Origin of the sequence: Salmonella sp. SAL00653, assembly GCF_046552515.1 — a bacterium.
Taxonomy (GTDB): Bacteria; Pseudomonadota; Gammaproteobacteria; order Enterobacterales; family Enterobacteriaceae; genus Salmonella; species Salmonella enterica.
The window spans coordinates 300,421-327,011 of sequence record NZ_JBGDTY010000001.1 but is presented as its reverse complement, the minus strand read 5'-3'; the positions used below and the strand labels follow the sequence as shown (position 1 = coordinate 327,011).

Genomic DNA, 26,591 nt, shown 5'->3' with positions numbered 1-26,591 from the left:
TCACTCTCTCTCCATATTCAGCGGAAAATGACAGGCATAGAGATGATTTTTCGCGCCGGTTAAGCGTGGCGTGATAATGCATTCTCGTTGCGCGTAAGGGCAGCGCGGCCCCAGACGACAACCTATCGGTAACTGCTCCAGTAGCGGGATCGCGCCCGGCAGCGTATTGAGACGGCTTTTATGCGGCGTCGCGCTGCCAAAATCCGGAATCGCACGGATAAGCGCCTGCGTATAAGGATGATGTGGCGTCGTCACCAGATCTTTACTTGGCGCGGTTTCTACCGTCTGGCCGCAGTATAAAACGTTGATTTTGTCAGCCCACTGACTCAGCATTTGCAGGTCGTGGCTAATCAACAGAATGGTGGTATTACTGTTTTGATTCAGTCGCGTCAACAGGCGAAAAATTTGCGCCTGCGTCGTCGGCTCCATTGAGTTGGTGGGTTCATCAGCGATCAGGAGTCGCGGTTGATTCGCCAGCGCGATAGCGATCATAACTTTCTGACACTCGCCATCGGTCAGTTCATAGGGAAAACTGCGCATCGCGTCTTTATGATCTTTAATTCCCACCCGGTGCAGTAATTCAATTGCACGCCGTTTACGCCAGCCTAAACGCTGCCACCAGCGGCCTTTATAGGTCCAGGCGGGAATATTTTGCATTAACTGGCGGCCGACGCGTTCGGAAGGATCAAGGCACGACTGCGGCTCCTGGAAGATCATCGACACATTATGTCCGACCAGCTTACGCCGTTCACGTGAGGAGAGGCGCAGCAGATCGATATCATCAAAACGCATACGGTCGGCAGTGACTCGCCAGTTGTCTTTCGCGACGCCGCAAATAGCTTTAGCAATCAAGCTCTTTCCGGAACCCGATTCACCTACCAGGCCGCGAATTTCACCTTCGCTTAATGTCATACTGACGCGATCGACCGCTTTTACCCAACCTTCGCTGGTTTTAAATTCAATGGTGAGATTGCGGATATCCAGTAACGGCATTATTCCACCCCCGCAATAATCGCACGACGAATCCCATCTCCGAGCAGGTTTACCAGTAAAACACTGAGCGTTATCGCCGCGCCGGGTAGCATAACGGTCCACGGCGCGACATAGATTAGCTCCAGCGCATCCCCCAACATGGCGCCCCATTCAGGAGAGGGAAGCTGCGCGCCGAGATCTAAAAATCCCAGCGCGGCGATGTCCAGAATCGCCATCGACAGCGCCCGGGTAATTTCGGTGACCAGACCGGCGGTAATATTCGGTAAAATGGCGAACCACAGAATATTCAGCGTTGTCGCGCCATCCAGACGGGCGGCAATGACGTACTCTTTTTCCAGTTCATCATGCACCATGCTGTAGACGGAACGTACCATTCGCGGCAACAGGGCCAGCCAGACGGCAAACATCGCGTGTGACAGATGTGGGCCGGCAAATGCCACGACGATAATCGCCAGCAAGAGCGAAGGGATGGAAAGCAGCGTGTCCAGAATATGGTTCAGCACGGCAGAGCGTAAACCGTGCGTCGCGCCTGCCACTACGCCGAGGACTAATCCACATAGCGTAGCCGCCAGCGTTACGATAAACGCGCCGCCGACCGTGGGCGCCGCGCCGCTTAACAGGCGGCTCAGCACATCGCGCCCCAGATCGTCAGTCCCCAGAAAAAAGGAGACTTCGCCATAGCGTGACCAGGAGGGTGGCAGTAGCTGATAGCCCAGAAATTGCTGATCGATACCATAGGGCGCGATCCAGCCGCCAAAAATACACAGCAACGCCAGACCGGCGCATCCATACAGACCCACCATCGCAGGCGCGTCGCTATAAAATTTACGCCAGGCAGTGCGCAGGGTGCCTGGCGGGCGCTTTTCGCTGTATACGCTATCGTAAGGCATACCATTCCTTATGTTTCAGAGGGTTAGCCATAGCACCCAAAATATCGGAAATCACATTGACCACAATAACCAGCGACCCAATGACCATCACGCCAGCGGAAATAGCGGCATAGTCCTGCTGACGAATGGCGTGAATTAACCATCGTCCCAGCCCAGGCCAGCTGAAAACCATTTCGGTAATCATCGCCAGCGTTAACATGGTTGAAAACTGCAGACCAAGACGGGGAATGACCGGCGGCAGCGCATTATGCAACACGTGACGACGTAAAATCGTAAAGCGCGACAAGCCGCGCGTGGCCGCCGCTTTAACGTAGTTCTGATCGTAGACCTCAATAGTGCTGATTCGCATCAGGCGGATCACTTCTGTGGTCGGCGCGACGGAAAGCGTGAGCACCGGTAAAACCATATGCCGTATGGCGCTCATCACCATTTCATCACGCCACGGCGAATCTGAAATCCAGGCGTCAATGATGGCGAAACCGGTAACCGGTTTAACTTCATAAAGCAGGTCAAATCGCCCGGATACCGGCAGCCACCCCAGCGTGAGCGAAAAGAATAGTGTGAGCAGAAGGGCCAGCCAGAAAACCGGAATTGAGAAACCTAATAGCGCCAGTGCGCTGATAAAACGATCCGGCCATTTGCTACGCGTCACGCCAGCCAGCATCCCGACCGGGATGCCGACCATCAGCGCAAAACCAAAGGCGAGAATGCACAGCTCCATCGTGGCGGGAAACACCTCTTTAAGCTGCTCGGAGATCAGCTGGCCGTTAATGCTGGACACGCCAAAGTCCCAGTGCAGCAGACCGTTGAACCAGAAAACCCAGGCATTCCATAATGATGCGCCTTGTAGCGGCGCGTGCGGCGTAAAATAGCTCAGGCTAAAGCCGATAAAGGTCAGAAAGAAGAGCGTCACCAGCAACAGCAATAACCGACGCAGGGTGAAGATAATCATGGTTTTTTCACCTCTTCGTGTTTTTCGCGGGAGACGCCGGCAAAAGACGCATTGCCGAACGGGCTTAACACCAGCCCTTTAATATCGTAGCGGTATGCCTGCAGGCGTAGTGATGATGCCAGCGGCAGTATCGGCAGCTCTTTCTCCAGGATATTCTGCGCTTCCTCATACGCTTCTATGCGCGAAGCCAACTGCTGCGACGACAGTGCCTTACGCAGCACACTGTCAAATTCAGGGTTACACCAGTGGGCGAAATTGGTTTGCGAATTGATAGCCGCACAGCTTAACAGTGGTCTGAAAAAGCTATCCGGATCGTTGCTGTCCGTGGCCCAGCCGGATAAGGTCAGATCGTGATTCATATCCATCAGGCGCGCCTCCTGAAAACGACCTTCAACCGGCACAATGACCACTTTTACGCCAACCTGCGCCATATCCGCCTGAATAAGCTCCGCCGTTTTTAGCGGACTTGGGTTCCAGGCCTGAGAACTGGTCGGCACCCAGAGATGCAGCGTAAGATTCTCAATGCCCAGCGCTTTTAGCTGTTCGCGCGATTTTTCCGGATTGTACTCCGTAATTTTGGCATCGTTATCGTAAGCCCATGAGGCTCTCGGTAAAATGGAGGCTGCGGTTTCCGCCGTGCCGTAATAAATCGACTGCATCAGACGCTGGTTGTTGATCGATAAGGCCAGCGCATGGCGCACTGCGGGATTATTCAACGGCGGCTTATCGGTGTTAAAGGCCAGATAGGCGATATTCATCCCCGGGCGCAACGTCAGACGTAAACGCGGATCGTCGCGTAAAATAGTTAGCTGGCTGGCGGCGGGCCAGGCCAGAACATCGCATTCACCGGTCAGTAATTTCGATAAACGCCCGGTACCGCCGGAGCCTAAATCCACCACCACTTGCGGCATCAGCGGTTTGCCGCGCCAAAACCCATCGTGGCGCTGGAGACGAATAAACTGCCCGGCACGGTACTCCGAAAGCTGGAAAGGCCCGGTGCCGACCGGTTGGCGGTCTAGCAGTTCCTGACGATCTTTTCGGCTAAGCTGCGCGGCGTACTCAGCGGACATGACGGAAGCGTAGTGTGTGGCCAGATGCCATAAAAAGGAGGCGTCTGGCTGCGTCAGGCGAAACTCAACGGTGTTATTGTCCAGCTTACGCACGCTTTTTACATTGTCGGCGAACTGTAGGCTATCAAAGTAGGGGAAGCTACTGCCGTTGATGTTATGCCACGGATGCCGACGATCGAAAATCCGCTGAAAGGTAAAGACGACATCATCAGCATTGAGTTTTCGGGTCGGCGTAAACCAGGCTGTTTTTTGAAAGGAAACGTCGCGGCGCAGGTGAAAACGGTACGTTGCCCCGTTATCCAGCACTTCCCAGCTTTCTGCCAGCTCTGGGACTAAACGATAAGTATAGGGATCGACATCCAACAGGCGGTCATATAACTGGGCGGCCAGGGTATCGACGATGAGGCCGCTGCTCGCTTTTTGCGGATTAAAGGTGTTGACCTGCCCGCTGACACAATACACAAAGCCGCTATCGCGAATATCTGCACTCGCAGTTTGTTCGGGCGCAGCCGCAGCCGTAGCCTGACTACTCAGTAGACCCGCTATCACGATCAGAGACGATAAAACCAGGCGCATAATAGTTAAGTTTTTGAAGTTCAATTTGCAAAGTGTATCGCACTTCGGCCCGCCACGTAAAAATGTCGGTGGATAACTGGCGTAAATGTCGTCAATTAGCCGGAGAAATAGCTAAAGCTGATGCTTTTTAAGCAAGGCGCGAAACTGGTGGTAGGTGAGCGCCAGCAAATCGGCGGCTCGTTTCTGGTTAAATTTCGCCTGCTGTAAGCTACGTTGCAGCAGCGCTTTTTCCTGTTGCAGTTGAAACTCACGTAATTTGAGCGGCAGGTCAGGCGTGGCGGATGCCGCTGGCAGGGCGGGCGCGGGCGGTTCGGCGGGATGGCGTTGAAAAGGATCGATAACAATTTCATCCAAAGGATGTTCACTGCTGCCGTGGCGATACACTGAACGTTCGACTACGTTTTTTAGCTCGCGGACATTACCCGGCCAGGCGTAATGCAACAACGTTTCTTTTGCCCGATCGGTAAAACCGGGAAATAAGGGCAGACGTAGCTCACGACACATCTGAATAGCAAAGTGCTCCGCCATCAGCATAATATCGCTCTGGCGTTCGCGCAGCGGCGGCAGTTGTACAACGTCAAAAGCCAGCCTGTCGAGCAGATCGGCACGAAATGTCCCTTCCTTCACCATGGCGGGTAAATCGGCATTTGTGGCGCATACTAATCGCACATTAACCTGTAACGGTTGGCTGCCGCCGACGCGCTCTAGCTCGCCATATTCAATCACCCGCAGTAGCTTTTCCTGTACCAGCATCGGCGCTGTCGCCAGTTCATCCAAAAACAGCGTGCCGCCATCGGCGCGTTCAAAGCGACCGGGATGACGTTTTTGCGCCCCGGTAAAAGCGCCCGCTTCATGACCAAACAATTCGGAGTCCAGCAGGTTTTCGTTAAGCGCCGCGCAGTTAAGCGAGATAAGCGGCCCCTGCCAGCGTGAAGAGAGATAGTGCAGGCGATTGGCGATAAGTTCTTTACCCGTCCCGCGTTCGCCAATAATCAGCACTGGCTTATCCAGCGGCGCGAGCCGGGAGACTTGTTCCAGTACTTCAAGAAAACGGTTTGCCTCGCCGAGCAGGTTATCTTTAAATTCAGTCATGATGAAAATCGCCACTTGTTAGTGTTTTTCACCACTTTAGCCTTTTTTTCTGGCGAGGTAAAACGAAATAATTTCTTTATTATCAGTGTGATGAAAAGTTGGCACGCAAATTGTATTATTCATGTAGCAGGGCATCGCCCGTTATCAGAACATTATGTGAGGATTGAATTATGGGTATTTTTTCTCGTTTTGCCGACATCGTGAACGCCAATATCAATGCGTTGTTGGAAAAAGCGGAAGATCCGCAGAAGCTGGTGCGCCTGATGATTCAGGAGATGGAAGATACGCTGGTGGAGGTTCGCTCGAACTCCGCGCGTGCTTTAGCGGAAAAGAAACAGTTATCCCGTCGTATTGAACAGGCCACGACTCAGCAGACCGAGTGGCAGGAAAAAGCGGAACTGGCTCTGCGCAAAGATAAAGACGATCTGGCGCGCGCCGCATTGATTGAAAAACAAAAGCTGACCGATTTAATTGCTACGCTTGAACAGGAAGTCACGCTGGTGGATGACACGCTGGCGCGCATGAAGAAAGAGATTGGCGAGCTGGAAAACAAACTCAGCGAAACACGCGCTCGCCAGCAGGCGCTGATGCTGCGCCATCAGGCGGCAAGTTCTTCCCGCGATGTCCGTCGTCAGCTTGACAGCGGCAAACTGGATGAAGCCATGGCGCGGTTTGAATCCTTTGAACGTCGTATCGATCAAATGGAAGCGGAAGCGGAAAGCCATCGTTTTGGTAAGCAGCAATCGCTGGACCAACAGTTTGCCAACCTGAAAGCCGATGATGAAATCAGCGAGCAGCTGGCGCAGTTGAAAGCCAAAATGAAGCAAGATAATCAATAATGACAATGGCGGCGCCGGTACGCGCCGTCGCTCATCAGCTTTAGGTGTAAGGAGAACGCATGAGCGCGCTATTTCTGGCCATCCCGTTAACCATTTTTGTGTTGTTTGTGTTACCGATTTGGCTGTGGCTGCATTACAGCAACCGCGCCGGTCGGGGAGAACTGTCGCAAAGCGAGCAGCAACGCTTACTGCAACTCACAGACGACGCGCAACGTATGCGCGAGCGCATTCAGGCGCTGGAAGACATTCTTGATGCAGAGCATCCGAACTGGAGAGAGCGCTAATGGGTGGAATCAATCTGAATAAAAAACTATGGCGTATGCCGCAAAAGGGCATGGTGCGTGGCGTTTGTGCCGGGATCGCCGACTACCTTGATGTACCGGTAAAACTGGTGCGTATTCTGGTCGTGCTGTCGATTTTCTTTGGGCTGGCGTTTTTTACCGTAGTGGCCTATATCGTTCTGTCTTTTGTACTGGACCCTATGCCGGATAATCTGGCCGCAGGCAAACCGCAGCCGACCAGCGGCGAACTGCTGGATACCGTAGACAGAGAGCTTGCCGCAGGCGAAAAGCGTTTGCGAGAAATGGAACGCTACGTCACGTCAGATACGTTCACATTGCGTAGTCGTTTCCGTCAACTGTAAGTGATATATCGGGAAGGTGAAGATGAATACTCGCTGGCAACGCGCCGGGCAGAAGGTGAAGCCCGGCTTCAAAATAGCAGGTAAGCTGGTTCTGTTGACCGCGTTACGCTACGGGCCTGCCGGCGTGGCGGGATGGGCGGTAAAATCCGTCGCCCGTCGTCCGCTAAAAATGTTGCTGGCGTTTGCGCTGGAGCCAGTACTTCGTAAGGCGGCGAATAAAATTTCGCAGCGTTACAAATAGCGAGTCTGGTCATAATATTTCGTTAAGCTCTGGCGTATAGTGTGTGCGAAATACATTACGTGTCAGGACGGAAGTATGTTGAAAAAAGGAATATTTGCGTTAGCGTTATTCATAGCCATGCCGCTTTATGCCGCAGAATACTGGATAGATGTCCGCATTCCGGAACAATATCAGCGTGAGCATATTCAGGGCGCGATTAATATCCCATTGAAGGAGATTAAATCTCATATCGAAACGGTAGTTCCAGACAGGAACGATACGGTAAAGTTATATTGCAACTCCGGACGACAGTCGGGCATGGCAAAACAAATGTTGCTTGATATGGGGTATACGCACGCGATGAATATGGGCGGCATCAGTCGTCTTGATATGCCGAAAGTAAAAAAATAGATAATTTATTGCTCAATACTCATACTAACCGCGGCGCTTAATGCGCCGTTGTTGATCTCTCCGGGTAGTTGATAATAACGTTTTTGCACATATCTATAACGCAGGCTCGTTATTATTTTTTCTTCTCTTCAGGCTCAACAGGATGTCAATGAAGCGACTTAAAACTGAACTCAACGCGCTGGTCAATCGTGGGGTAGACAGGCATTTGCGTCTTGCCGTAACCGGGTTGAGCCGCAGCGGTAAAACAGCGTTTATCACGGCGATGGTTAACCAGTTGCTTAATGTCCACGCGGGCGCGCGCTTACCGTTGCTCAGCGCGGTACGCGAAGAACGCCTGCTTGGCGTAAAGCGCGTGCCTCAACGTGATTTTGGTATTCCCCGTTTTACCTACGACGAGGGGATACTTCAGCTTTATGGCAATCCTCCCGCCTGGCCCACACCGACGCGCGGCGTCAGTGAGATTCGGCTGGCGTTGCGCTATCGCTCAAACGACTCGCTGCTGCGCCATTTTAAAGATACCTCGACATTGTATCTGGAGATTGTGGACTATCCAGGGGAATGGTTACTCGATCTGCCCATGCTGGCTCAGGATTATTTAAGCTGGTCCCGTCAGATGAACGGCTTGTTACAAGGACAACGTGCTGAGTGGGCCGCAAAATGGCGGCAACTTTGCGACGGGCTCGATCCGCTGGCACCCGCCGATGAAAACCGGCTGGCGGAGATTGCCGCCGCCTGGACGGATTATTTGCATCAGTGTAAATCGCAGGGATTGCATTTTATTCAACCTGGACGGTTTGTTTTGCCGGGCGATATGGCGGGTGCGCCAGCGTTGCAGTTTTTCCCGTGGCCGGATGTGGACGCCTTCGGCGAGTCAAAACTGGCGCAGGCGGATAAACAGACCAACGCTGGAATGCTGCGCGAACGCTTTAACTACTATTGCGAAAAAGTGGTCAAAGGGTTCTATAAAAATCATTTTCTACGCTTTGATCGCCAGATTGTACTGGTCGACTGTCTGCAACCGCTTAATAGCGGGCCGCAGGCGTTTAATGATATGCGTCTCGCCTTAACGCAGTTGATGCAAAGTTTTCACTATGGCCAGCGGACTCTGTTTCGCCGCTTGTTTTCGCCGGTGATTGATAAATTGCTGTTTGCCGCGACGAAAGCCGACCATGTCACCCTCGACCAACATGCCAATATGGTGGCCTTGCTCCAGCAGCTTATTCAGGATGCCTGGCAAAATGCCGCGTTTGAAGGCATTAGTATGGATTGCCTGGGGCTGGCGTCGGTACAGGCGACCACCAGCGGCGTGATTGAGGTCAACGGTGAAAAAATCCCGGCTTTACGTGGAAACCGTTTGAGTGACGGCGCGCCGTTAACCGTGTACCCCGGCGAAGTGCCTTCGCGTTTGCCGGGACAAGCGTTTTGGGATAGTCAGGGTTTTCAGTTCGAAGCCTTTCGTCCGCAGGTGATGGATGTTGATAAACCGTTACCACATATTCGTCTGGACGCTGCGCTGGAGTTTTTAATAGGAGATAAGCTGCGATGAGCGAACCGTTAAAACCGCGTATTGATTTTGCAGAACCGCTAAAGGAGGAACCTACGTCGGCCTTCAAAGCGCAGCAAACTTTCAGCGAAGCGGAGTCGCGTACATTTGCGCCTGCAGCTATCGATGAGCGCCCGGAAGACGAAGGCGTGGCAGAAGCGGCGGTCGATGCCGCGCTGCGCCCCAAACGCAGTCTGTGGCGTAAAATGGTGATGGGAGGGCTGGCGCTGTTTGGCGCGAGCGTGGTCGGGCAAGGCCTACAGTGGACAATGAATGCCTGGCAAACTCAGGACTGGGTCGCTTTAGGCGGCTGTGCCGCAGGCGCGCTGATCATTGGCGCTGGCGTGGGATCGGTGGTCACGGAGTGGCGGCGATTATGGCGCTTGCGCCAGCGGGCGCATGAGCGCGATGAGGCGCGTGAACTGTTACATAGCCATAGCGTCGGGAAAGGTCGCGCATTTTGCGAAAAACTGGCGCAGCAGGCGGGGATTGATCAATCACATCCGGCATTACAACGTTGGTATGCCGCTATTCACGAAACGCAAAACGACAGGGAAGTCGTCGGTTTGTATGCGCATCTGGTACAGCCGGTACTTGACGCGCAGGCGCGACGTGAGATTAGCCGTTTCGCCGCGGAATCGACTCTGATGATCGCCGTCAGCCCGTTAGCGTTGGTGGATATGGCGTTTATTGCCTGGCGTAATTTACGCCTGATTAACCGCATCGCAACGCTGTATGGCATTGAACTTGGTTATTACAGCCGCCTTCGTCTGTTCCGTCTGGTGTTGCTAAATATCGCGTTCGAGGGGGCCAGTGAGCTGGTGCGTGAGGTCGGTATGGACTGGATGTCTCAGGATCTGGCCGCACGCCTGTCTACGCGCGCGGCGCAGGGGATTGGCGCAGGTCTCCTTACCGCTCGACTGGGAATAAAAGCGATGGAGCTATGTCGACCATTGCCGTGGATCGATAACGATAAACCACGTCTCGGTGATTTTCGTCGTCAGCTTATCGGTCAGCTAAAAGAGACGCTGCAAAAGAGTAAGTCGTCGCCTGAGAAATGACCTTCCACAGGGCGCTGATTGCCTGGCTTTACGCCGCAGCGCCCGTTTTTCCGTCATGCTGTCAATATTTGTTGACAGAATCCTTCCTGCCAGCCGAATAGTGGCTTATCATCTATTTAATGGTTCATTATTCAGGTGAAGGTTCCCATGCGTCTGGAAGTCTTTTGTGAAGACCGACTTGGTCTGACCCGCGAATTACTTGATTTACTGGTGTTACGTAGCATTGATTTACGCGGAATCGAGATTGATCCCATTGGGCGAATTTATCTTAATTTTGCTGAGCTGGAATTCACCGACTTCAGCAGCCTGATGGCCGAAATCCGCCGTATTTCCGGCGTAACGGATGTCCGTACCGTTCCCTGGATGCCGTCCGAACGTGAACATCTGGCCCTGAGCGCGCTGCTTGAGGCGTTGCCGGAGCCGGTGCTCTCATTGGATATGAAGAGTAAAGTGGAGATGGCGAACCCGGCGAGTTGTCAGCTTTTTGCCCAGAACCAGGAGCGAATGCGGCACCATACCGCCGCACAATTAATCAACGGCTTCAATTTTCAGCGCTGGCTGGACGGTAACCCGCAAAGCTCCCATAACGAACATGTCGTGATCAACGGGCAAAACTTCCTGATGGAGATTACGCCGGTACATTTACAAAACGAAAATGACGAATACGTGTTGACCGGGGCGGTCGTGATGTTGCGTTCCACGATTCGTATGGGGCAGCAGCTACAGAATTTGTCCACGCAGGATCTGAGCGCGTTTAGTCAGATTATTGCCGTGAGCGCAAAGATGAAGCACGTCGTTGAGCAGGCGCGCAAACTGGCGATGCTCAGCGCGCCGCTGCTGATTACCGGCGATACGGGAACCGGCAAAGATCTTTTCGCCTATGCCTGTCACCAGGCAAGCCCTCGTTCAGCGAAACCGTATCTGGCGCTCAACTGCGCTTCAATCCCGGAAGATGCGGTAGAAAGCGAACTATTTGGCCATGCGCCGGAAGGTAAAAAAGGCTTTTTTGAACAGGCGAATGGCGGTTCGGTGCTGCTGGATGAAATTGGCGAAATGTCGCCGCGTATGCAGGCGAAGCTGCTACGTTTTCTCAATGATGGTACGTTCCGTCGCGTCGGCGAAGATCACGAAATTCATGTTGATGTCCGCGTTATCTGCGCCACGCAGAAAAATCTGGTGGAGCTGGTGCAAAAAGGACTGTTCCGCGAAGATCTCTATTATCGACTTAACGTTCTGACGCTTAATTTGCCGCCGTTGCGCGATTGTCCGCAGGATATTATGCCGTTGACCGAACTGTTCGTGGCGCGTTTTGCCGACGAACAGGGCGTTCCGCGACCGAAACTGTCTGCCGATCTGAGTACGGTCCTCACTCGTTACGGCTGGCCGGGTAACGTTCGCCAGCTTAAAAATGCGATTTACCGGGCGCTGACGCAACTGGAAGGGTATGAGCTGCGTCCGCAGGATATCCTGCTGCCTGACTACGATGCCGCGACGGTGGCAGTCGGCGAGGATGCGATGGAAGGCTCGCTGGATGACATTACCAGTCGTTTTGAACGTTCTGTCCTGACCCAGCTTTATCGTAGCTATCCGAGTACGCGTAAACTGGCGAAACGGTTGGGGGTATCGCATACCGCGATTGCCAATAAGCTGCGTGAATATGGTCTGAGCCAGAAGAAGGGTGAAGAGTAGAAAAAAGAAGGCCTCCGGATAGAGGCCTTCTTGTGACAAAAGAGCACCGCCTGTAGCACTGACAAACGTAGCGCCAGCAGGCGCTGGCTTATGCCTTCAGGACATTAAGCGCGGCGTCGTAATCCGGCTCGTGGGTGATTTCATCCACCAACTGGCTGAAAATAACGTTGTCGTTTTCGTCAAGCACGATGACTGCGCGCGCCGCCAAATCTTTCAGCGGGCCGTCAACGATTTCGACGCCGTAGTTTTTTAGAAACTCGTTATTACGCAGAGTGGAAAGCGTAATAACGTTGCTCAAGCCTTCCGCGCCGCAAAAACGCGACTGTGCAAAAGGCAGGTCAGCAGAAACGCACAATACGACGGTATTCTCCACTTCTGTGGCCAGTTGATTAAACTTACGAACTGATGCGGCGCATACGCCAGTATCAATGCTTGGGAAAATATTCAGCACTTTGCGTTTGCCTGCATATTGGCTGAGGGAAACGTCAGACAAATCTTTTGCGACAAGAGTAAAAGCCTGTGCTTTGCTACCAGCCTGCGGAATAACGTTGGCAACGGTGACCGGGTTACCCTGGAAATGTACAGTCTGTGACATAATTATGTTCCTATTTACTTATAGTTAACGTCGAAATCCAGTTTAAGTCATTATTCATTAACACAGCAAATACTATTTGTAGCAAGCCGCGTCCGGCGCTATCAGAGGGGAAGAGATGAGATCTGTTAAGGTATATGAGGAAACCTGGCCGTTACATACGCCTTTTGTTATTGCGCGTGGTAGCCGAAGCGAAGCGCATGTTGTCGTTGTCGAACTGGAAGAAGAGGGCGTAAAAGGCATCGGGGAATGTACGCCATATCCACGTTATGGTGAAAGTGATGCCTCGGTCATGGCGCAAATCATGAGTATTGTGCCTCAGTTGGAAAACGGGCTGACTCGCGAAGCATTGCAGAAACTGTTGCCGGCAGGCGCGGCGCGCAACGCGGTGGATAGCGCCTTATGGGATTTGCAAGCCCGCCAGCGGCAGCAAAGCCTTGCCGGGCTGCTCGGCGTGACGCTGGCCCCGGTTTTTACTACCGCGCAAACGGTAGTGATAGGCACGCCGGAACAGATGGCTGCCAGTGCGGCGGCACTATGGGAAAAAGGGGCGACGTTGCTGAAAATCAAACTTGATGCTCGTCTGATTAGCGAACGTATGGTGGCGATACGCTCGGCGGTGCCGGAGGCGACGCTCATTGTGGACGCCAATGGCTGGTCTATCCGCAAAACAGGTTTCTGCCGCCTGCGGTACGCGCTTTTTATGACTGGTGCAAAACGGCGCTGAGCCAGCCAGAGCCTCTTCGCTAAAAAATATTATTCCGGATATCGCATTGCCTGTTCAGAAAACTTTTTCACAGACGGTCAAAATGACGGTACTGGTTTTTGACGCATAAGTAAAAGGCATTATCAAACAGGTGCTACACGGCGAGGATATAGCAAGCACTGAACGTTTGGATGCAATAAAAAATCTGTACAACTGTTATTAATGAACTTTTTGTATAAATATAATCGGATTTAACAATACTCATTGTACCTGTATTTTGCTCTTATCATGGCGTCTTTACGACGAAAGGGTGCTTTAGCGTGGAATATTCAATATTAAGTAACAACCTTAAAATGCCTATGGTGGGTTTTGGCGTTTTTAAGGTAACCGACAAAGAAGAATGTCAGCAGTCAGTGTTAAGCGCTATTCGCAGCGGTTATCGTCTTATCGATACCGCTGCGGTATACGGCAATGAAGATGCCGTTGGTGACGCTGTTCGTGAAGCCATCGCGACAGGTCTGTGTACCCGTGAGGAGTTATTTATTACTTCTAAACTGTGGGTGCAAGATATGGCTAACTACGATCTGGCCAAAGCAGGTATTGAAGCGTCGCTGAAAAAATCCGGGTTAGATTATTTTGATCTCTATTTATTGCATCAGGCAATGGGCGATTATTTTAGCACGTGGCGCGCGCTGGAGGACGCTTATGAAGCCGGTAAACTAAAAGCCATTGGCGTGTCCAACTTCTATGCGCATGTGTTAGCCAACTTCTGTGAAACCGTCAGAATTACGCCAATGGTAAACCAGGTCGAATTGCATCCATACTTTGCACAACCCGCCGCGCTGGAAACCATGAAGCATTATAACGTTCAGCCTGAAGCGTGGGCGCCGTTAGGCGGCGGGAGACATAAACCGTATGAAAATGTCATGCTTCAAGGGATTGCCGATGCCCATCAAAAAACCATCGCGCAGGTTGTCCTGCGTTGGAACGTGCAGCGTGGCGTCACGGTTATTCCTAAATCCACTCGACAGGAACGTATTGAAGAGAACTTTGCTATCTGGGATTTCTCACTAACGGGTAACGAAATGGCTCAAATCAACGCCCTTGATTTAGGCTACGTTGGCGAAGCGGTGAAGCATTTTAATCCTGAATTTGTTCGCGGTTGTCTTGGCGTTAAAATCCACGATTGATCCCGGCGCTTGCGGGTGTTTTCTCACATGAACAGCTTCTAACACGGTTGCCGGAGCGTAGACGGCAACCGTGTGATATTCGCCTAGCCGTCAGGCGCCGAAGGCACCATCGATGGTGTGCATCGCGCCGGTGACGAAAGAGGCTTCCGGGCCGGCAAGCCATGCCACCATTCCAGCCACTTCTTCAGGTCTTCCGTGTCGTTTGATCGCCATGAAACTGTGCATCAGCTCTTTCATTGGGCCATTTTCCGGATTGATGTCGGTATCAATGGGGCCTGGCTGCACTACATTTATCGTAATCCCGCGGGGGCCAAAATCACGGGCCAGGCCGCGCGCCAGCCCTTGTAGGGCTGATTTACTGGCGGCGTACGCGGCCATTCCCGGTACGGGCATCCGATCGCCATTCACGGAACCGATAATAATAATGCGTCCACCTTCCGGCATGTTGCGGGCTGCTTCGACTGACGCATGGTAAGGCGCATGGATATTAATGCGGAACAAACGATCTATCGCATCGCTATCTTGTTCCAGCGCATCGCCGAAGAGAGCCACGCCCGCATTGACGACCAGAATATCCAGCTGTCCGTACTCACGCACGAGGCTGATGACGGCATCACGATCGGCGCTATCCGTCTGGATGGCGGTGCTTCCGGTTTCCGCTGCCAGTTTTTCGGCGGCTTCACGCGATCCGGCGTAGCTGAAAACGACCGATGCGCCGTCAGCGCTAAAGCGTCGTACAATAGCCGCGCCGATACCACGACTTCCCCCTAAAACCAGTACAGATTTGTTGCGAAATAGCATCATCAGGATGTCCTTTATGATATTGTAGTAGTCACTACAATATGCGTAATGAAATCATGCCGTCAAGGAGTTATGTAGTAATGACTACAAAACATAGCCGAACGCCGGGTCGCCCTCGCCAGTTCGATCCGGAGCAAGCCATTGAAACCGCTCAACACTTATTTCATTCGCGCGGATACGACGCGGTGAGCGTAGCGGATCTGACAAAAGCGTTCGGGATCAATCCTCCCAGTTTCTATGCGGCGTTTGGCAGCAAGCTGGGGCTGTATACTCGCGTATTAAAGCGTTACAGGATGACCGACGCGATTCCGCTCGGGGCGCTTCTGCGTCACGATCGCCCGACCGCGAAGTGCCTTATCGATGTGCTGATGGACGCGGCAAGACGTTACGCTGCCGATCCTGATGCCACTGGATGTCTGGTTCTGGAGGGCGCTCATTGTAACGATAAACCGGCACGAGAGGCCGCCTGCGAGTTTTACATCGCTGCTGAAAACCTGATTCGCACTTATGTCGCCATGCGGTATCCGCAAGAGGCTGACCGGACGACGGACTTTATGGGGACGCTAATGGCGGGGCTTTCCGCCAAGGCGCGAGCGGGGTATGGCCTGGAGCGTCTTCAGGAGAGCGTGCTTCTGGCTGGGGATGTGCTGGAGCGATTACTGCCGGATTAACGCAGCGCATCAAAAAACCTGAGCCAGTCAGATACGGACAAACAGGGAGCAATAGCCCTAATCATCCATCTTACCGTCGCGGTATTCGGTAAAGTACATCAAAAATAGAGGTGCCAGGGAAACGAGAAATGCAAAAATGTAGTCTTATTACGGTACTTAGCTTATCAGTGTTGATGCTAGCCGGATGTACAACGACCTATACCATGACGACCCGGACGGGAGAGATTATTGAAACGCAGGGTAAGCCGGAGGTTGACACCGCAACCGGAATGACGAAATACGCTGATGTTTATGGTTATCATCGCGTTATTAAAACCAGTGAAATAGTGCAGACGACAGAAGGCGCATCGAAGCTGGACTGGTAATGCGCTAAAGCAGTTGGGAGGCCGTGTCCAGTATGGGTACCGGACTGTTTCTGGGCCTGAATTGAATAGAGCGCCTGTATAGCCGAATTCCGGGTCTCGGCTTGATTTGTGTTGTCAGTTATTTGGTTGTTCCCTGTATAGTGAAGATAAACAGTACTCATGGCTAACGGTCTGTTTTGGATTGCTAACTATCCCGGATTCTGCGCGTTTTATTTAGTCACAACCGTGGTTAAGAATATTTTGGGTCAGACTTACACGCCGGGTATTAAGATAATCCGTCGCATAGAGAGCTTGATCGGCATCATTCGGTTCAAGAAGAAACGGCGTAACTTTAGGTATGAGATCAGCAAACAGGTTATATTGATCCACAGAGGCAAAATGCCGGGTAGCGCTGGCCCAGGGCATTCGCATCAGCTCTGCGTAAGAAGGGGATAGTTGAACTGGCAAATCAAATTCTTTCAGATTAGCAAGCATCTCCTTACTCATATAAAATGTGACCCTGTTTCGCGAAAAGGTGTTAAGCACTGCTTTCAGTCGTTTAACTTTTGCTTCTTTACTCATGCTATTATCAAAAAAACGTGGTGAAAGCATAATAGCAATCGATGCATTTGGTGAAATAACATTATGTAGTGGTTTCAGGGCTACAACAATCTGATCGTTTGTGAAGATACGCTGCGTACCAGAAGAGGTAGTATAGTTTCCACCCAGCCAGATCACATAATCTGTTGTTTTGAGGGGAAGCGCTTTTTCCGGTATATTACCCCTGTCAGGTGCCACTGTTTCAATTGCTAGTGAGTCTTGTCCCCAGACATTATTTACTTTAGAACTCAAAAAATTATATTCTGAAATGTTCCTTAGTTTTAGCAGAGTTATCTGCGAGCGGGTAAAAAAGAGATTGAATCTCACTTTGTTCTGCAATTGCCGAAGTAATCTGAGCGTGTTCTGATCGATCAGATGACTATACAGACCAACCGTTTTTCCGGAAAGTATTGCTGAGGCATTGTTCGCAAGAAGCATCTCTTTTATAGCTCCTTGCCCAATAATCAGTACGCAACGGTATTTTTCTGGTCTGATTTTATCTATGGGGATATCGGTAAGATTGACTAGGTCAGGAGTGCCATGCCGCCAATTATCATGAATGACTGTGGCTCCGGAGGCGTCTCCTCCGGCTCCCCTGGTGATAATAAGAGGAGGGTAGGTACTGGCATGTGCGATATACGAAAAACAAGCTACCATTGCTAGCGCTGTGTTTCTGATGGTTGTATACATATCGTCTGCCCTGATTTCGAAAATATGAATAATGTCTCCTCTTATAATGTACATCAAAAAGAGAGCATTTTAATTAAACGTTATCTCAACGAGATAAAAGGTTAGCACGGGAAAGTATAGAGAGAATGTAATCATACCAACATTATAGATGTGGGAGCATGAAGGCCCCGCAAGCCGCCCGGCCAGCATACTCCCATTAATAGTTAAAGTATGGACTTTGCTTTTACCGTAAACTGTAGCCAATATTACCTGATCACTACACCGTACAGTACTGTCAGAAATCTGTCCCCGGTGCCGCGTGCACGCAATTTATTTTTTTTAAATTCTTTCAAAACGTTAACTATATTTAATAGTCACTTATTTTACCAGAATCAATACTGAGAGTTTTATTACCGTTCTGAAAAGAGAAGACTTTTCAGATGAAATGCGTGGATGGTACGAAGTCATTACAGTACAGGGATGTAATAATAAAGATCGACAATGGATTCATTACTCTGTTGCTTTTGGACGGATGCCAAATGGAAGTATTCAATATCTTCTCCTTCTCTCCTGATAAGATTCAGTTTTGGCAATATACACATATATATTGTATTGGAAAATTGTTGATATTGTTCCTTATGACCAACGAAATGGAATTTTGCATATTTACCACATTTTATTACCCTCGACATGGGTATTTTTCCTCCATCGACGGAATTATGTTCCATACCAAAAAAACTGCTTACGGCGATGACCTGGTCTTTGGTATTATCCGGCTTAAAAGACGAGAGACAATACACATTTTCGCCCCACGTTCTGAGCGTCTCATGAATGATTTTCCATTTTATAGGCGACGCTTTTTTAGGAAGGTCATTTGTTGCGATCTGATGAGATGTTTGAAATCCGAAAATTTCTTTTGACGTAAGCTGACAAATTTCGAACTGATAATGCTCATCACAGTCAAGCCAGTAGGGAGGCCGTAGGTTTCTGAGATCCCAGAAATCAGCCTTGCGATAGTTATTGGGATTGACGCCAAATGTTTTTTTGAACTCTCGACTATAGGACTGCACTGAATCAAACCCCATTCTGAACGCGATATCTGTGACCGACTGAGAGGTCAGCTTTAGCAGAGTGGCGCTTCTGCTCAACTTGCGTTGTCTGATATATTTTCCGATAGAGACGCCACACTTTTCTTTAAAAAAATCCTGCAAACTCCTTCGCGAATAACCTGTTATAACAACCAGCTTTTCAATATCAATCCTCTCTTCAAGATTTTTTTCTATTTGCTCTAATACTGAGATTATTATGGCTTTTTTCATCATCATTCCTCTTTATTGAAGCCGAAAATATAAACATTTAAGGTGTTTGACATACTGTGTTATTAAACTGGTGGGTGGTTGTTAGCTTTTCTGGCAAAACAAGAAAGATTTAAATTGCTTGACGTTTCTGAATAAACTTTACACTTGGAGATCGGATTTTGCCAGTAAAGCTAAGTAATTAGCATGGCGAAGGGCATAATTTCACAGGCGGTTAAAATGATTGAATAACCCTGAATTTTTAGCCCGTGAGATTATAAATCTCGTAATTATTTCTAATGATTTAATAAAAGGGAATTGTTTTGTACTTCAAAAGATCTTTATTAACGTTAGCAATTTGTGCATCCGTGGTCTCAGTAGAGGCGGTGGCGAATACCAGAGCCAATGATATGGCTTCTTCTGCTACACCTGCTTCTGTTGGTCACCGTCCTGTGGCAACTACTAATGCAAAAAAAATAGAAGTGTCTGGGGAACTGACGACCGGTTCAACCCTCCAGATAGCGGATGTTTTTATTAGGGATGAGGATGGGGATCCCTTATCGCTGGATAAAATGAATAATGCCGACGATATTAAATGGTATCTGGTGGATAATGAGGCCGCCGATCCTTCTGGAACCCCGGCGGCAACCGGGACGGCTTTTACCATTCCTGCTGATGCAGGCGGTAAAAAAATTAAAATCGTTTACCGAATTAAGACGGCAACGGGGACGCCGGATAGTGCATTCTTACCTGCCACTGTCTTATTAACTTCTGCATCTTCTGGGGTGGGCGGCGACTCCGCCGCAGACGGTACGATTTCTAATAAGCTACGTTCTGTCACTATCAATGTGGTGAATGAAAGTGGTAAACCAACTGATGAACTCAACGGTACCAATGACGCCAACACCCCAGTGGTGGGCGGCACCCTTGAAGCGGTACTGGAATGTGCCGCCACAGCGGCAGCTGAGTGTGAGGTCAGTAATTATAACTTTACCTGGCAGATGGCGGATGCCGGGACACCAGATAAGTTCACCGATCTGAATAATACCAACGCTGAAAAACATAAATATATTATTAAGGGAACTGAGCAGAATAAATTGTTCCGTGTTCACGTCACGCCTAAAACGACGAAAGCCACGCCGGAGAATAAACGCGCTATCCGTCGCTGATGGTTATCGCTAAATAAACATCTTATTTAAATACTCCCCCTGCCAGGCAGGGGGATATAGCAGGAGACAATACAGTGGTTTTTTCTAAAAAACCCATTACTAAATATATAACCTGGGCCATTGTTACCAGTCAGATTTCACTGCCGGTCATTGCTGATAGCGATAGTGAAATTCAGTCGTGGATTGCGGGGACGGCATCGTCTATTTCTCCGCATCTGCAGGAGGGGACGCTGGAGGATTATGCCAAAGGAAAAATAAAGGCGTTACCAGGGCAAGCCGCTAATTATCTGGTGAACGAAGGGATGAAGAGCGCTTTTCCGGAGATTATTTTCCGTGGTGGCGTCAATCTTGAAGATGGCGCGAAATATCGCTCATCAGAGTTCGATATGTTTATTCCTGTCGAGGAAACAACATCGTCTTTACTCTTTGGCCAGCTTGGCTTTCGCGACCACGACAGCAGCAGTTTCGATGGCCGCACCTATGTTAACGTTGGTGTGGGTTATCGCCAGGAGGTCAATGGATGGCTGCTCGGCGTCAATACGTTTCTGGATGCCGACATCCGTTATTCCCACTTACGTGGCGGCATTGGCGGGGAAGTCTATAAAGACAGTCTGGCCTTTTCCGGCAACTATTATTTCCCTCTCACCGGCTGGAAAACGTCAGCAGTTCATGAATTACATGATGAGCGTCCGGCATATGGCTTTGATCTGCGAACAAAAGGCACGCTTCCCGATTTTCCCTGGTTCAGTGGCGAGCTGACATATGAACAGTATTACGGGGATAAAGTTGATCTATTGGGTAACGGTACATTAAGCCGGAATCCCCGCGCCGCAGGTGCGGCTCTGGTCTGGAATCCCGTCCCCTTACTTGAGGTCAGAGCAGGATATCGGGACGCCGGTAACGGCGGCTCGCAGGCAGAGGGCGGTCTGAGAGTCAATTATTCCTTCGGTACGCCGTTACATGAACAGCTTGATTACCGCAACGTTGGGGCGCCGTCGAATACGACTAACCGGCGTGCCTTTGTTGATCGTAATTACGATATCGTCATGGCGTATCGGGAGCAGGCCAGCAAAATCCGCATTACGGCAATGCCGGTGTCAGGCCTGTCCGGGACGCTGGTGACATTAATGGCGACGGTAGATAGCCGTTACCCGGTTGAGAAGGTTGAGTGGTCGGGTGATGCGGAGCTTCTCGCCGGACTCCAGCTTCAGGGGAGTCTGGGCAGCGGCCTTATCCTTCCACAACTTCCGCTGACGGCGACCGACGGTCAGGAGTATAGCCTTTATTTAACGGTGACTGACAGCCGGGGGACTCGCGTGACCTCCGAGCGTATCCCGGTAAGGGTGACACAGGATGAGACCAGTTTCCGTTCCTGGATAAATGTTATCAATGGCGATGTTCAGGTTGAGGACGGCAACTTTGTTATCAGTACGCCGCTTCCTGCCGTAGAAGAGGGGAAGGTTATTGAGTGGCACTACGTGCGCGAGCGTTCTGAAGAGGAGTGGGCGTCGCTCAAACCACGTCATATTAAGTATCAATCAGATATGCCGGGTCTGGCATTTAAAGCGCTCGGTGGTACAGAGCGTGACGGCCATTGGGTTGAACGGGTTCTGGTGACCCATATCGGCGATGATGCCCGCTCGCTCAAATTACATATTGAAGCAAGCGGACCAGACGATAAACATCCGGTGAAGGGGACCGTACTGCTGCAAGCGCAGCCAGACAGTATTGCGCAGAAGGTCACTTCTGTGGAGGTGCTTTTTACGCCGGGTACTGAAGAAGCCAACGGAAGCGTTACTGCGCCAGTCGTCGGAACGGAAATGCGAGCCAGAACGCTTTGTGTAAATAACACGGACTGTACTGATGCGTTTAATTATCAGTGGGAAATCTCCGATGAAATGAAATCCTGGCAATCCGTACCGGGGGCGACAAAGGCCACCTGGCTTATCCCTTATAGCCTTAACGGGGAATCGCTACAGAATAAATATATCCGCGTCAGAATTATTTCTGATAAAGAAAATGCCAAGAGTTCTACCGCAGCATCTGATGCGAATTAATGTTTTAAAAAGGATCAACAGTGCGTATGTCGAAACATAATCTTATTATCTATAGCCTGCTTCTGGCGGCTGTGCCGATAAGCGTCTCGGCGGATTCGTCGACAACGTCCGCGGCAACCGTCGGGATGTTTTCTCCTCCTACGGCGCCGAGCGTTGGGCACAGGCCTGGAACACCTCGTGATACCTACGAATTGCAGTTTAATGGACTTGGCTTTTCTATTGAAAAGTATACACCTTTTCCGGGAATGACTATTGCGAGGAATGCCAGAAATGTAGGCATCAGAGATCCGGATAATAACTATCAGTCTGCGGAAACTTTTACTACAGTATGTACGTATTATCAGATCAATAAAGATAACTCTCAGCATATACTTACACGTGAAAAGCCATGTGAGCATAAATTTAACATCCAAAAGGAACATCGGGGTTCAAAGATTAAACTAGAAATTTATAATGAAACGGATATGGCTTCAGCGTCAGGGTACACGCCTGTGCCATCGGTATCTGAGTTCCAGTATATTGAAACAGAAACTATATCTAATACGCCAAGCCCAGATTTAACAGTTATGAGTATAGATAAGTCTGTATTATCGCCGGGTGAAAGTGCCACCATCACAACTATTGTTAAGGATATCGACGGGAATCCTGTAAATGAAGTTCACATTAATAAGACTGTAGCGCGTGAAAATTTAAAAGGCTTATGGGATTATGGCCCTCTTAAGAAAGAAAATGTTCCAGGTAAATATACACAAGTTATAACCTATCGTGGGCATAGTAATGAACGTATTGACATATCTTTTAAATATGCAATGAGTTTCACGAAAGAAATTTCCATCAGAGGAAGACTATAAAACGATATTAATCATTATGACTAATATAATTCTTTTTATCACCATCATATTATTATGGATGTTCACTTGGTTTTTTAGCGGATTGCTAAATAATTATTATGGCTAAAATAATACAAACGTTAAAAGGAGAAGTTTTTATGACATCAGCAACAACACAAGATTATATCTCATTGGGTCAGGAACACGCTGTCACCTTTGGCAAAACGCAGCTGACCCTCAAACCCGGTATACTGGCTGAAGGCGAACCATTACCCTGCACAAAGGGGCTGGTGAGCCATAATTTATTACCGGGTTACTGTATCCCGGGGATAAAAAAGCGGATTATTGTCGTCCCGTCACTGGATACGCCGGTTTGTGAATGGCAGGTATAAGACTATAGTGACCGCCTTAAATCAGCGGGTAGCCACTCAAACCGGGCGGTATATGTGCTGAGTATGGATACGCCATTTGCTCAGGCCCGTTTTATTCGGGAACATGATATTCATCCCGGCATAACCTTTGTTTCTGACTACGCTTGCCGCCAGTTTTTGGATAATTCCGGGCTGAAAATTAATGAGCTCAGTATTTTTGCCAGAGCGTTGATAGAGTGCGATGAAAATAATGTGGTTACGCGTGTTATTGTACCACGAGATATCACTCATCTTCCTGTTTACTAATCACTTATATCAGCACCGTCCCTGCACAGAGAACCGAATAACCGGCAATGCAGGGGCGCAGGCATCCTCCTGTAGTGCCCCCACATTTAACACATATACTATTGCATCACGCATAAGGAACTGAAAATGATGCCAGCGGATGGGGCAGGTTAACGTTATGGCACCCCTGAATTTCTGCAATAATCGTCTGGTAACCGGAAAGCCACTTATGACTTTGTGATTTGGCCTGCTGGTGCTGTAAATTATTTATCAATAGCTCCATTGATTCGCGGGTCTGCCAGTAATAATTATTAACCATTCTTCCGCTGGCGGCATCGGTATAGCTTTCCATCCCAATATAGCCATCAATAGTCTGTGTATAGCGCTCAATCCAGCCATCCAGTTGATAAAATTCTTCGTCGTACTCTTTTTTTTCGAAAATAAAACTTGTCAGAAACAGCGACATGGTATTTCTCCTGTTACGCAATATCAATCAAACACCTATCAACGTGGATTCAAAACGTAAACCTGGCAACATTTTTTCAAGGCCGTCAGTCAGCATGTTTCCTGCCGCGTACAATTCATCAACCGGCATTTCCGGCAAGCTTTCAAGGATAAACCACATCGCTTTATCTGAAGCGCTTAGTCGGGTACGTACTCCCTGACGCCAGTTCCAGCGCCGACAGGTGACGCCTCTGTCATCGCGCCAGATAACTTCGCCCGGTTCTGGCGACTCGGTGACGGGTTGTCCTTCTTTCAGGGTATCAAATGTTTCACTACCGTCTGCGAAAACCAGCCGCGGCGATCCACAATAAGCCGCGCTATTTTCGCCGCCTACCGGTACGGCATAGCGCAGGCTCACGGCGTTATAAAGATCCACGACCGGGTCCAGCGCCGCCATTGTTCCATCCTTCAACACGCGTTTTCGTAGCGCTTCAGCCGAGCAGGGGGTGCGCTTTGGTTTTGCGCCGAATGCTTTAAACACCGCATTCCAGGCGTCTATATGCGCCTGGGCCCACGTCGGTTGGCCGTTAATTACGGCCTGACAGGCCTCTTTTAGCGCGATTTCTCCGACCTGCGCATCGCGAATCGGAGCGGCAATAACATTAATACTTAATGCACGAAAGCCGGGAGCGATACGGGCCAGTTCCGGGCTGATTGACGGTAACATAGAAGACATCGCATAATCCTGTAATGACTATTTTCTTCTATGATATCGACCAATGACCAAAAAAGTCAACTTATCGACCACGGCGGGCGCCGACGTCAGCACAATAAATGAAGCTGTTTCCCAACGTATCAAACAATTTCGTAGCCAAAAAAAGATGTCGCTGGATGAGCTTGCGCGGCGTTCCGGCGTCAGTAAAGGAATGCTGGTGGAAATTGAAGGCTGTAAAGCCAATCCAAGCATTGCGCTGTTATGTAAGATCGCGGCGGCAATGGGAGTGTCCGTGGCGGATTTTGTCAACGTCGCCAGCGAGCCGATGGTCCATCTTATCGACCGGGATGCTACTCCGGTGTTGTGGCGCGGCGAGAAAGGCGGCAGCGCAAAACTGATGGCGGGAACCAGCGGGCCAGATATGCTGGAACTCTGGCAATGGATAATGCATCCTGGTGAACAGTTTGAATCGGCAGGGCATCCGGCAGACACCTGTGAATTACTGTTTGTTAATCAGGGAACACTGACATTAACAGTCGACGGTAGACGCTTTATTATTCGGGAGGGCTGCTCCGCTGTAGCCAGAACCGACATGCCTCATGCCTACGTTAACGACACTAATGAGGTGCTTGAATTTACCATGACGGTGAATGAAAAGAGCCGTTGATCACCGTAAGGCGCTAACAACCCGCCATCCGGACAGGGAAGCCTCGGTGCCCCGATAACACTTATCGGGCACCGGCTATCTTTTATTTTGTCGCAGGCGCGGCCTCCGGGTCATCGATATAGAGCGTCTGGCTTGGGAAGGCGAAGTCAGCGCCGTTTTCCTGGACAATCGCAATAATTTTCAGGTAAACATCCTGCTGTACGGCAAGCCATTCCTGCCATACTGTTGTTTTGGTAAAGCAATACACCATAATATTCAGCGAAGAGTCGGCGAATTCATTAAAATAGACCAACAGCGTCTGTTTCTGATCGATATCGCTGTGCGCCTGCAGCATGTTTCTGATAGCGTCAACAATGAGGCCAATTTTGTCGGCATCTTCGTAACGTAATCCAATAACCGTTTTTATTCGACGGTTGGTCATCCGTCCCGGATTCTCAACGCTAATGGATGAAAAGACGGAATTAGGCACGTACAACGGGCGGTGGTCGAATGTGTTAATTCGTGTAATTCGCCAGCCGATTTCGGCGACCGTACCTTCGATATTTCTGTCAGGAGAACGAATCCAGTCTCCGATACTGAAGGGGCGATCGAAATAGAGCATAATACCGGAGAAAAAATTGCTCAGGACATCTTTGCCCGCCATACCAACAGCGATACCGCCGATACCGCCAAAGGTCAGCAGACCGGACAGACTCATGCCAAAATGTTCGCCATACAGTAAGACAATCGCGACAATAATGGTTATTTTTATGACCCGTGCCAGAATACGTGTACTGGTGACATCTCTACCTTTATTGACCTGTGCTTTTTCAAATTGGTTAATAATCAGGAAAAGTTTTATCGTCAGAATAAGCGCAATGAGCGAGGTGCAGATAAAATCAATGACCCCGGAAGAGATAAAACGCAAATTATAATCTTCAATAGCATTATTCAGTATGCTCCCGATGGTCCCAATAATAATCGCGTAAATAAAAAACTGTGCCGCATGGAACGTGAATCCTTTCTTCCACTGTACGTTACGGCTGAGCCAAAATCTCACGACCAGCAACGCCATACCGCAACTGAAAAGTATCGCCAGATTAAATGCGTTTTTGAGAAAAAATTCAGTGAACATTATTGTTTTCCGCTCCTTCCTACGATAACAGCTCAGAATGACCTGATTAACAGGTATTTTACCCAGGATAAACGCGTAGATCATCGATAAGT

General features: G+C 49.9%; 27 protein-coding genes and 3 pseudogenes. 18 read left to right on the top strand and 12 right to left on the bottom strand.

Annotated elements, in window-relative coordinates; genetic code table 11:
• From sapD to pspF, 5 genes are all read right to left on the bottom strand, one after another.
• Entirely contained in the window at positions 1–993 is a 993-nt protein-coding gene (gene sapD, locus ACLJRU_RS01650; protein ID WP_001540146.1) for a peptide ABC transporter ATP-binding protein SapD, read from the bottom strand.
• The gene (sapC, locus tag ACLJRU_RS01645) at positions 993–1,883 is read right to left on the bottom strand and encodes a peptide ABC transporter permease SapC (RefSeq protein ID WP_001146150.1); all 891 of its coding nucleotides are present in this window, start codon (positions 1,881–1,883) and stop codon (positions 993–995) included. Before sapC ends, sapD begins: the two co-directional genes overlap by 1 nt.
• A complete protein-coding gene (gene sapB, locus ACLJRU_RS01640) occupies positions 1,870–2,835 on the bottom strand; it encodes a peptide ABC transporter permease SapB (protein WP_000583298.1) in 966 nt (321 codons plus the stop codon). The genes sapC and sapB overlap by 14 nt, the downstream gene beginning before the upstream one ends.
• Positions 2,832–4,481, bottom strand: coding sequence for a peptide ABC transporter substrate-binding protein SapA (sapA, locus tag ACLJRU_RS01635; protein ID WP_001241620.1), 1,650 nt, complete (start codon positions 4,479–4,481; stop codon positions 2,832–2,834). The genes sapB and sapA overlap by 4 nt, the downstream gene beginning before the upstream one ends.
• 111 nt (positions 4,482–4,592) lie before the next feature.
• Positions 4,593–5,573, bottom strand: a complete 981-nt coding sequence (gene pspF, locus ACLJRU_RS01630; RefSeq protein ID WP_011264299.1) for a phage shock protein operon transcriptional activator — start codon at positions 5,571–5,573, stop codon at positions 4,593–4,595.
• Between the two features lie 170 nt (positions 5,574–5,743).
• Here pspF and pspA point away from each other — a divergent pair, with 170 nt between their 5' ends.
• From pspA to tyrR, 8 genes are all read left to right on the top strand, one after another.
• Positions 5,744–6,412, top strand: coding sequence for a phage shock protein PspA (pspA, locus tag ACLJRU_RS01625; RefSeq protein WP_000511006.1), 669 nt, complete (start codon positions 5,744–5,746; stop codon positions 6,410–6,412).
• Positions 6,413–6,471: 59 nt separating this feature from the next.
• The gene (gene pspB, locus ACLJRU_RS01620; protein WP_001274953.1) at positions 6,472–6,696 is read left to right on the top strand and encodes an envelope stress response membrane protein PspB; all 225 of its coding nucleotides are present in this window, start codon (positions 6,472–6,474) and stop codon (positions 6,694–6,696) included.
• On the top strand, positions 6,696–7,055 hold the full coding sequence (pspC, locus tag ACLJRU_RS01615) for an envelope stress response membrane protein PspC (protein WP_000508938.1): 360 nt from the start codon (positions 6,696–6,698) through the stop codon (positions 7,053–7,055). The genes pspB and pspC overlap by 1 nt, the downstream gene beginning before the upstream one ends.
• Before the next feature lie 22 nt (positions 7,056–7,077).
• Entirely contained in the window at positions 7,078–7,296 is a 219-nt protein-coding gene (pspD, locus tag ACLJRU_RS01610; RefSeq protein ID WP_001097607.1) for a phage shock protein PspD, read from the top strand.
• 75 nt (positions 7,297–7,371) lie between these two features.
• Positions 7,372–7,686, top strand: a complete 315-nt coding sequence (gene pspE / locus ACLJRU_RS01605; RefSeq protein WP_000913428.1) for a thiosulfate sulfurtransferase PspE — start codon at positions 7,372–7,374, stop codon at positions 7,684–7,686.
• 148 nt (positions 7,687–7,834) lie between these two features.
• The gene (locus ACLJRU_RS01600; protein WP_000825860.1) at positions 7,835–9,232 is read left to right on the top strand and encodes a YcjX family protein; all 1,398 of its coding nucleotides are present in this window, start codon (positions 7,835–7,837) and stop codon (positions 9,230–9,232) included.
• Positions 9,229–10,290, top strand: coding sequence for a YcjF family protein (locus tag ACLJRU_RS01595; RefSeq protein ID WP_023234972.1), 1,062 nt, complete (start codon positions 9,229–9,231; stop codon positions 10,288–10,290). Before ACLJRU_RS01600 ends, ACLJRU_RS01595 begins: the two co-directional genes overlap by 4 nt.
• Positions 10,291–10,437: 147 nt before the next feature.
• Positions 10,438–11,979 (top strand): transcriptional regulator TyrR, encoded by a 1,542-nt coding sequence (tyrR, locus tag ACLJRU_RS01590; RefSeq protein ID WP_001235484.1) that lies wholly within the window; start codon positions 10,438–10,440, stop codon positions 11,977–11,979.
• Between the two features lie 88 nt (positions 11,980–12,067).
• Here tyrR and tpx read toward each other — a convergent pair whose 3' ends face one another.
• The gene (gene tpx, locus ACLJRU_RS01585; protein ID WP_023234971.1) at positions 12,068–12,574 is read right to left on the bottom strand and encodes a thiol peroxidase; all 507 of its coding nucleotides are present in this window, start codon (positions 12,572–12,574) and stop codon (positions 12,068–12,070) included.
• Between the two features lie 115 nt (positions 12,575–12,689).
• On the opposite strand from tpx, the pseudogene ACLJRU_RS01580 reads away from it, so the two are divergent.
• The 3 genes and pseudogenes from ACLJRU_RS01580 to ACLJRU_RS01570 all read left to right on the top strand — a co-directional run.
• A pseudogene (locus tag ACLJRU_RS01580) lies at positions 12,690–13,223 on the top strand (L-Ala-D/L-Glu epimerase); the annotation flags it as partial.
• Positions 13,224–13,225: 2 nt separating this feature from the next.
• Positions 13,226–13,321, top strand: a pseudogene (locus ACLJRU_RS01575) (LysR family transcriptional regulator); the annotation flags it as partial.
• Between the two features lie 276 nt (positions 13,322–13,597).
• Positions 13,598–14,467 (top strand): aldo/keto reductase, encoded by an 870-nt coding sequence (locus tag ACLJRU_RS01570; RefSeq protein ID WP_023234968.1) that lies wholly within the window; start codon positions 13,598–13,600, stop codon positions 14,465–14,467.
• Between the two features lie 90 nt (positions 14,468–14,557).
• Here the strand turns inward: ACLJRU_RS01570 and bdcA are convergent, their stop codons facing one another.
• Positions 14,558–15,271 (bottom strand): SDR family oxidoreductase, encoded by a 714-nt coding sequence (gene bdcA, locus ACLJRU_RS01565; protein ID WP_000979087.1) that lies wholly within the window; start codon positions 15,269–15,271, stop codon positions 14,558–14,560.
• Between the two features lie 77 nt (positions 15,272–15,348).
• On the opposite strand from bdcA, the gene ACLJRU_RS01560 reads away from it, so the two are divergent.
• Entirely contained in the window at positions 15,349–15,939 is a 591-nt protein-coding gene (locus ACLJRU_RS01560) for a TetR/AcrR family transcriptional regulator (RefSeq protein WP_001540137.1), read from the top strand.
• 128 nt (positions 15,940–16,067) lie between these two features.
• Positions 16,068–16,304: a YgdI/YgdR family lipoprotein gene (locus ACLJRU_RS01555; protein WP_001168017.1), complete on the top strand. Its 237-nt coding sequence runs from the start codon at positions 16,068–16,070 to the stop codon at positions 16,302–16,304.
• Between the two features lie 213 nt (positions 16,305–16,517).
• Here the strand turns inward: ACLJRU_RS01555 and ACLJRU_RS01550 are convergent, their stop codons facing one another.
• Both ACLJRU_RS01550 and ACLJRU_RS01545 read right to left on the bottom strand, forming a co-directional pair.
• Positions 16,518–17,627, bottom strand: coding sequence for a hypothetical protein (locus ACLJRU_RS01550; protein WP_000275501.1), 1,110 nt, complete (start codon positions 17,625–17,627; stop codon positions 16,518–16,520).
• Positions 17,628–18,019: 392 nt separating this feature from the next.
• The gene (locus ACLJRU_RS01545) at positions 18,020–18,877 is read right to left on the bottom strand and encodes a GyrI-like domain-containing protein (RefSeq protein ID WP_012543356.1); all 858 of its coding nucleotides are present in this window, start codon (positions 18,875–18,877) and stop codon (positions 18,020–18,022) included.
• 293 nt (positions 18,878–19,170) lie between these two features.
• Between ACLJRU_RS01545 and zirU the strand changes: the two genes are divergently transcribed.
• The 4 genes and pseudogenes from zirU (at position 19,171) to ACLJRU_RS01525 (ending at position 23,580) form a co-directional block, all read left to right on the top strand.
• Entirely contained in the window at positions 19,171–20,016 is an 846-nt protein-coding gene (gene zirU, locus ACLJRU_RS01540; RefSeq protein ID WP_000273695.1) for a two-partner-like secretion system exoprotein ZirU, read from the top strand.
• A gap of 74 nt (positions 20,017–20,090) precedes the next feature.
• Positions 20,091–22,073 (top strand): two-partner secretion translocator ZirT, encoded by a 1,983-nt coding sequence (zirT, locus tag ACLJRU_RS01535; RefSeq protein WP_023234967.1) that lies wholly within the window; start codon positions 20,091–20,093, stop codon positions 22,071–22,073.
• 20 nt (positions 22,074–22,093) lie between these two features.
• The gene (zirS, locus tag ACLJRU_RS01530) at positions 22,094–22,924 is read left to right on the top strand and encodes a two-partner-like secretion system exoprotein ZirS (protein WP_001242941.1); all 831 of its coding nucleotides are present in this window, start codon (positions 22,094–22,096) and stop codon (positions 22,922–22,924) included.
• A 98-nt stretch (positions 22,925–23,022) separates the two neighbouring features.
• A pseudogene (locus ACLJRU_RS01525) lies at positions 23,023–23,580 on the top strand (redoxin family protein).
• A gap of 106 nt (positions 23,581–23,686) precedes the next feature.
• Here ACLJRU_RS01525 and ACLJRU_RS01520 read toward each other — a convergent pair.
• Together ACLJRU_RS01520 and ACLJRU_RS01515 are read right to left on the bottom strand one after the other, a co-directional pair.
• Positions 23,687–24,025, bottom strand: coding sequence for an antibiotic biosynthesis monooxygenase family protein (locus ACLJRU_RS01520; protein ID WP_000051816.1), 339 nt, complete (start codon positions 24,023–24,025; stop codon positions 23,687–23,689).
• A 27-nt stretch (positions 24,026–24,052) separates the two neighbouring features.
• Complete coding sequence (locus tag ACLJRU_RS01515) at positions 24,053–24,739, bottom strand: B3/4 domain-containing protein (protein WP_001540127.1); 687 nt, start codon at positions 24,737–24,739, stop codon at positions 24,053–24,055.
• Between the two features lie 43 nt (positions 24,740–24,782).
• On the opposite strand from ACLJRU_RS01515, the gene ACLJRU_RS01510 reads away from it, so the two are divergent.
• Entirely contained in the window at positions 24,783–25,385 is a 603-nt protein-coding gene (locus ACLJRU_RS01510) for a helix-turn-helix domain-containing protein (RefSeq protein ID WP_001540126.1), read from the top strand.
• 82 nt (positions 25,386–25,467) lie between these two features.
• Here the strand turns inward: ACLJRU_RS01510 and ACLJRU_RS01505 are convergent, their stop codons facing one another.
• Positions 25,468–26,499, bottom strand: coding sequence for a mechanosensitive ion channel family protein (locus tag ACLJRU_RS01505; RefSeq protein WP_000493671.1), 1,032 nt, complete (start codon positions 26,497–26,499; stop codon positions 25,468–25,470).
• Positions 26,500–26,591 lie beyond the last annotated feature (92 nt).

Coding starts and splice junctions, on each gene's coding strand:
- sapD (WP_001540146.1), bottom strand. CDS start 993: ATGCCGTTACTGGATATCCGCAATCTCACCATTGAATTTAAAACCAGC.
- sapC (WP_001146150.1), bottom strand. CDS start 1,883: ATGCCTTACGATAGCGTATACAGCGAAAAGCGCCCGCCAGGCACCCTG.
- sapB (WP_000583298.1), bottom strand. CDS start 2,835: ATGATTATCTTCACCCTGCGTCGGTTATTGCTGTTGCTGGTGACGCTC.
- sapA (WP_001241620.1), bottom strand. CDS start 4,481: ATGCGCCTGGTTTTATCGTCTCTGATCGTGATAGCGGGTCTACTGAGT.
- pspF (WP_011264299.1), bottom strand. CDS start 5,573: ATGACTGAATTTAAAGATAACCTGCTCGGCGAGGCAAACCGTTTTCTT.
- pspA (WP_000511006.1), top strand. CDS start 5,744: ATGGGTATTTTTTCTCGTTTTGCCGACATCGTGAACGCCAATATCAAT.
- pspB (WP_001274953.1), top strand. CDS start 6,472: ATGAGCGCGCTATTTCTGGCCATCCCGTTAACCATTTTTGTGTTGTTT.
- pspC (WP_000508938.1), top strand. CDS start 6,696: ATGGGTGGAATCAATCTGAATAAAAAACTATGGCGTATGCCGCAAAAG.
- pspD (WP_001097607.1), top strand. CDS start 7,078: ATGAATACTCGCTGGCAACGCGCCGGGCAGAAGGTGAAGCCCGGCTTC.
- pspE (WP_000913428.1), top strand. CDS start 7,372: ATGTTGAAAAAAGGAATATTTGCGTTAGCGTTATTCATAGCCATGCCG.
- ACLJRU_RS01600 (WP_000825860.1), top strand. CDS start 7,835: ATGAAGCGACTTAAAACTGAACTCAACGCGCTGGTCAATCGTGGGGTA.
- ACLJRU_RS01595 (WP_023234972.1), top strand. CDS start 9,229: ATGAGCGAACCGTTAAAACCGCGTATTGATTTTGCAGAACCGCTAAAG.
- tyrR (WP_001235484.1), top strand. CDS start 10,438: ATGCGTCTGGAAGTCTTTTGTGAAGACCGACTTGGTCTGACCCGCGAA.
- tpx (WP_023234971.1), bottom strand. CDS start 12,574: ATGTCACAGACTGTACATTTCCAGGGTAACCCGGTCACCGTTGCCAAC.
- bdcA (WP_000979087.1), bottom strand. CDS start 15,271: ATGATGCTATTTCGCAACAAATCTGTACTGGTTTTAGGGGGAAGTCGT.
- ACLJRU_RS01560 (WP_001540137.1), top strand. CDS start 15,349: ATGACTACAAAACATAGCCGAACGCCGGGTCGCCCTCGCCAGTTCGAT.
- ACLJRU_RS01555 (WP_001168017.1), top strand. CDS start 16,068: ATGCAAAAATGTAGTCTTATTACGGTACTTAGCTTATCAGTGTTGATG.
- ACLJRU_RS01550 (WP_000275501.1), bottom strand. CDS start 17,627: ATGTACATTATAAGAGGAGACATTATTCATATTTTCGAAATCAGGGCA.
- ACLJRU_RS01545 (WP_012543356.1), bottom strand. CDS start 18,877: ATGATGATGAAAAAAGCCATAATAATCTCAGTATTAGAGCAAATAGAA.
- ACLJRU_RS01520 (WP_000051816.1), bottom strand. CDS start 24,025: ATGTCGCTGTTTCTGACAAGTTTTATTTTCGAAAAAAAAGAGTACGAC.
- ACLJRU_RS01515 (WP_001540127.1), bottom strand. CDS start 24,739: ATGTCTTCTATGTTACCGTCAATCAGCCCGGAACTGGCCCGTATCGCT.
- ACLJRU_RS01510 (WP_001540126.1), top strand. CDS start 24,783: ATGACCAAAAAAGTCAACTTATCGACCACGGCGGGCGCCGACGTCAGC.
- ACLJRU_RS01505 (WP_000493671.1), bottom strand. CDS start 26,499: ATGTTCACTGAATTTTTTCTCAAAAACGCATTTAATCTGGCGATACTT.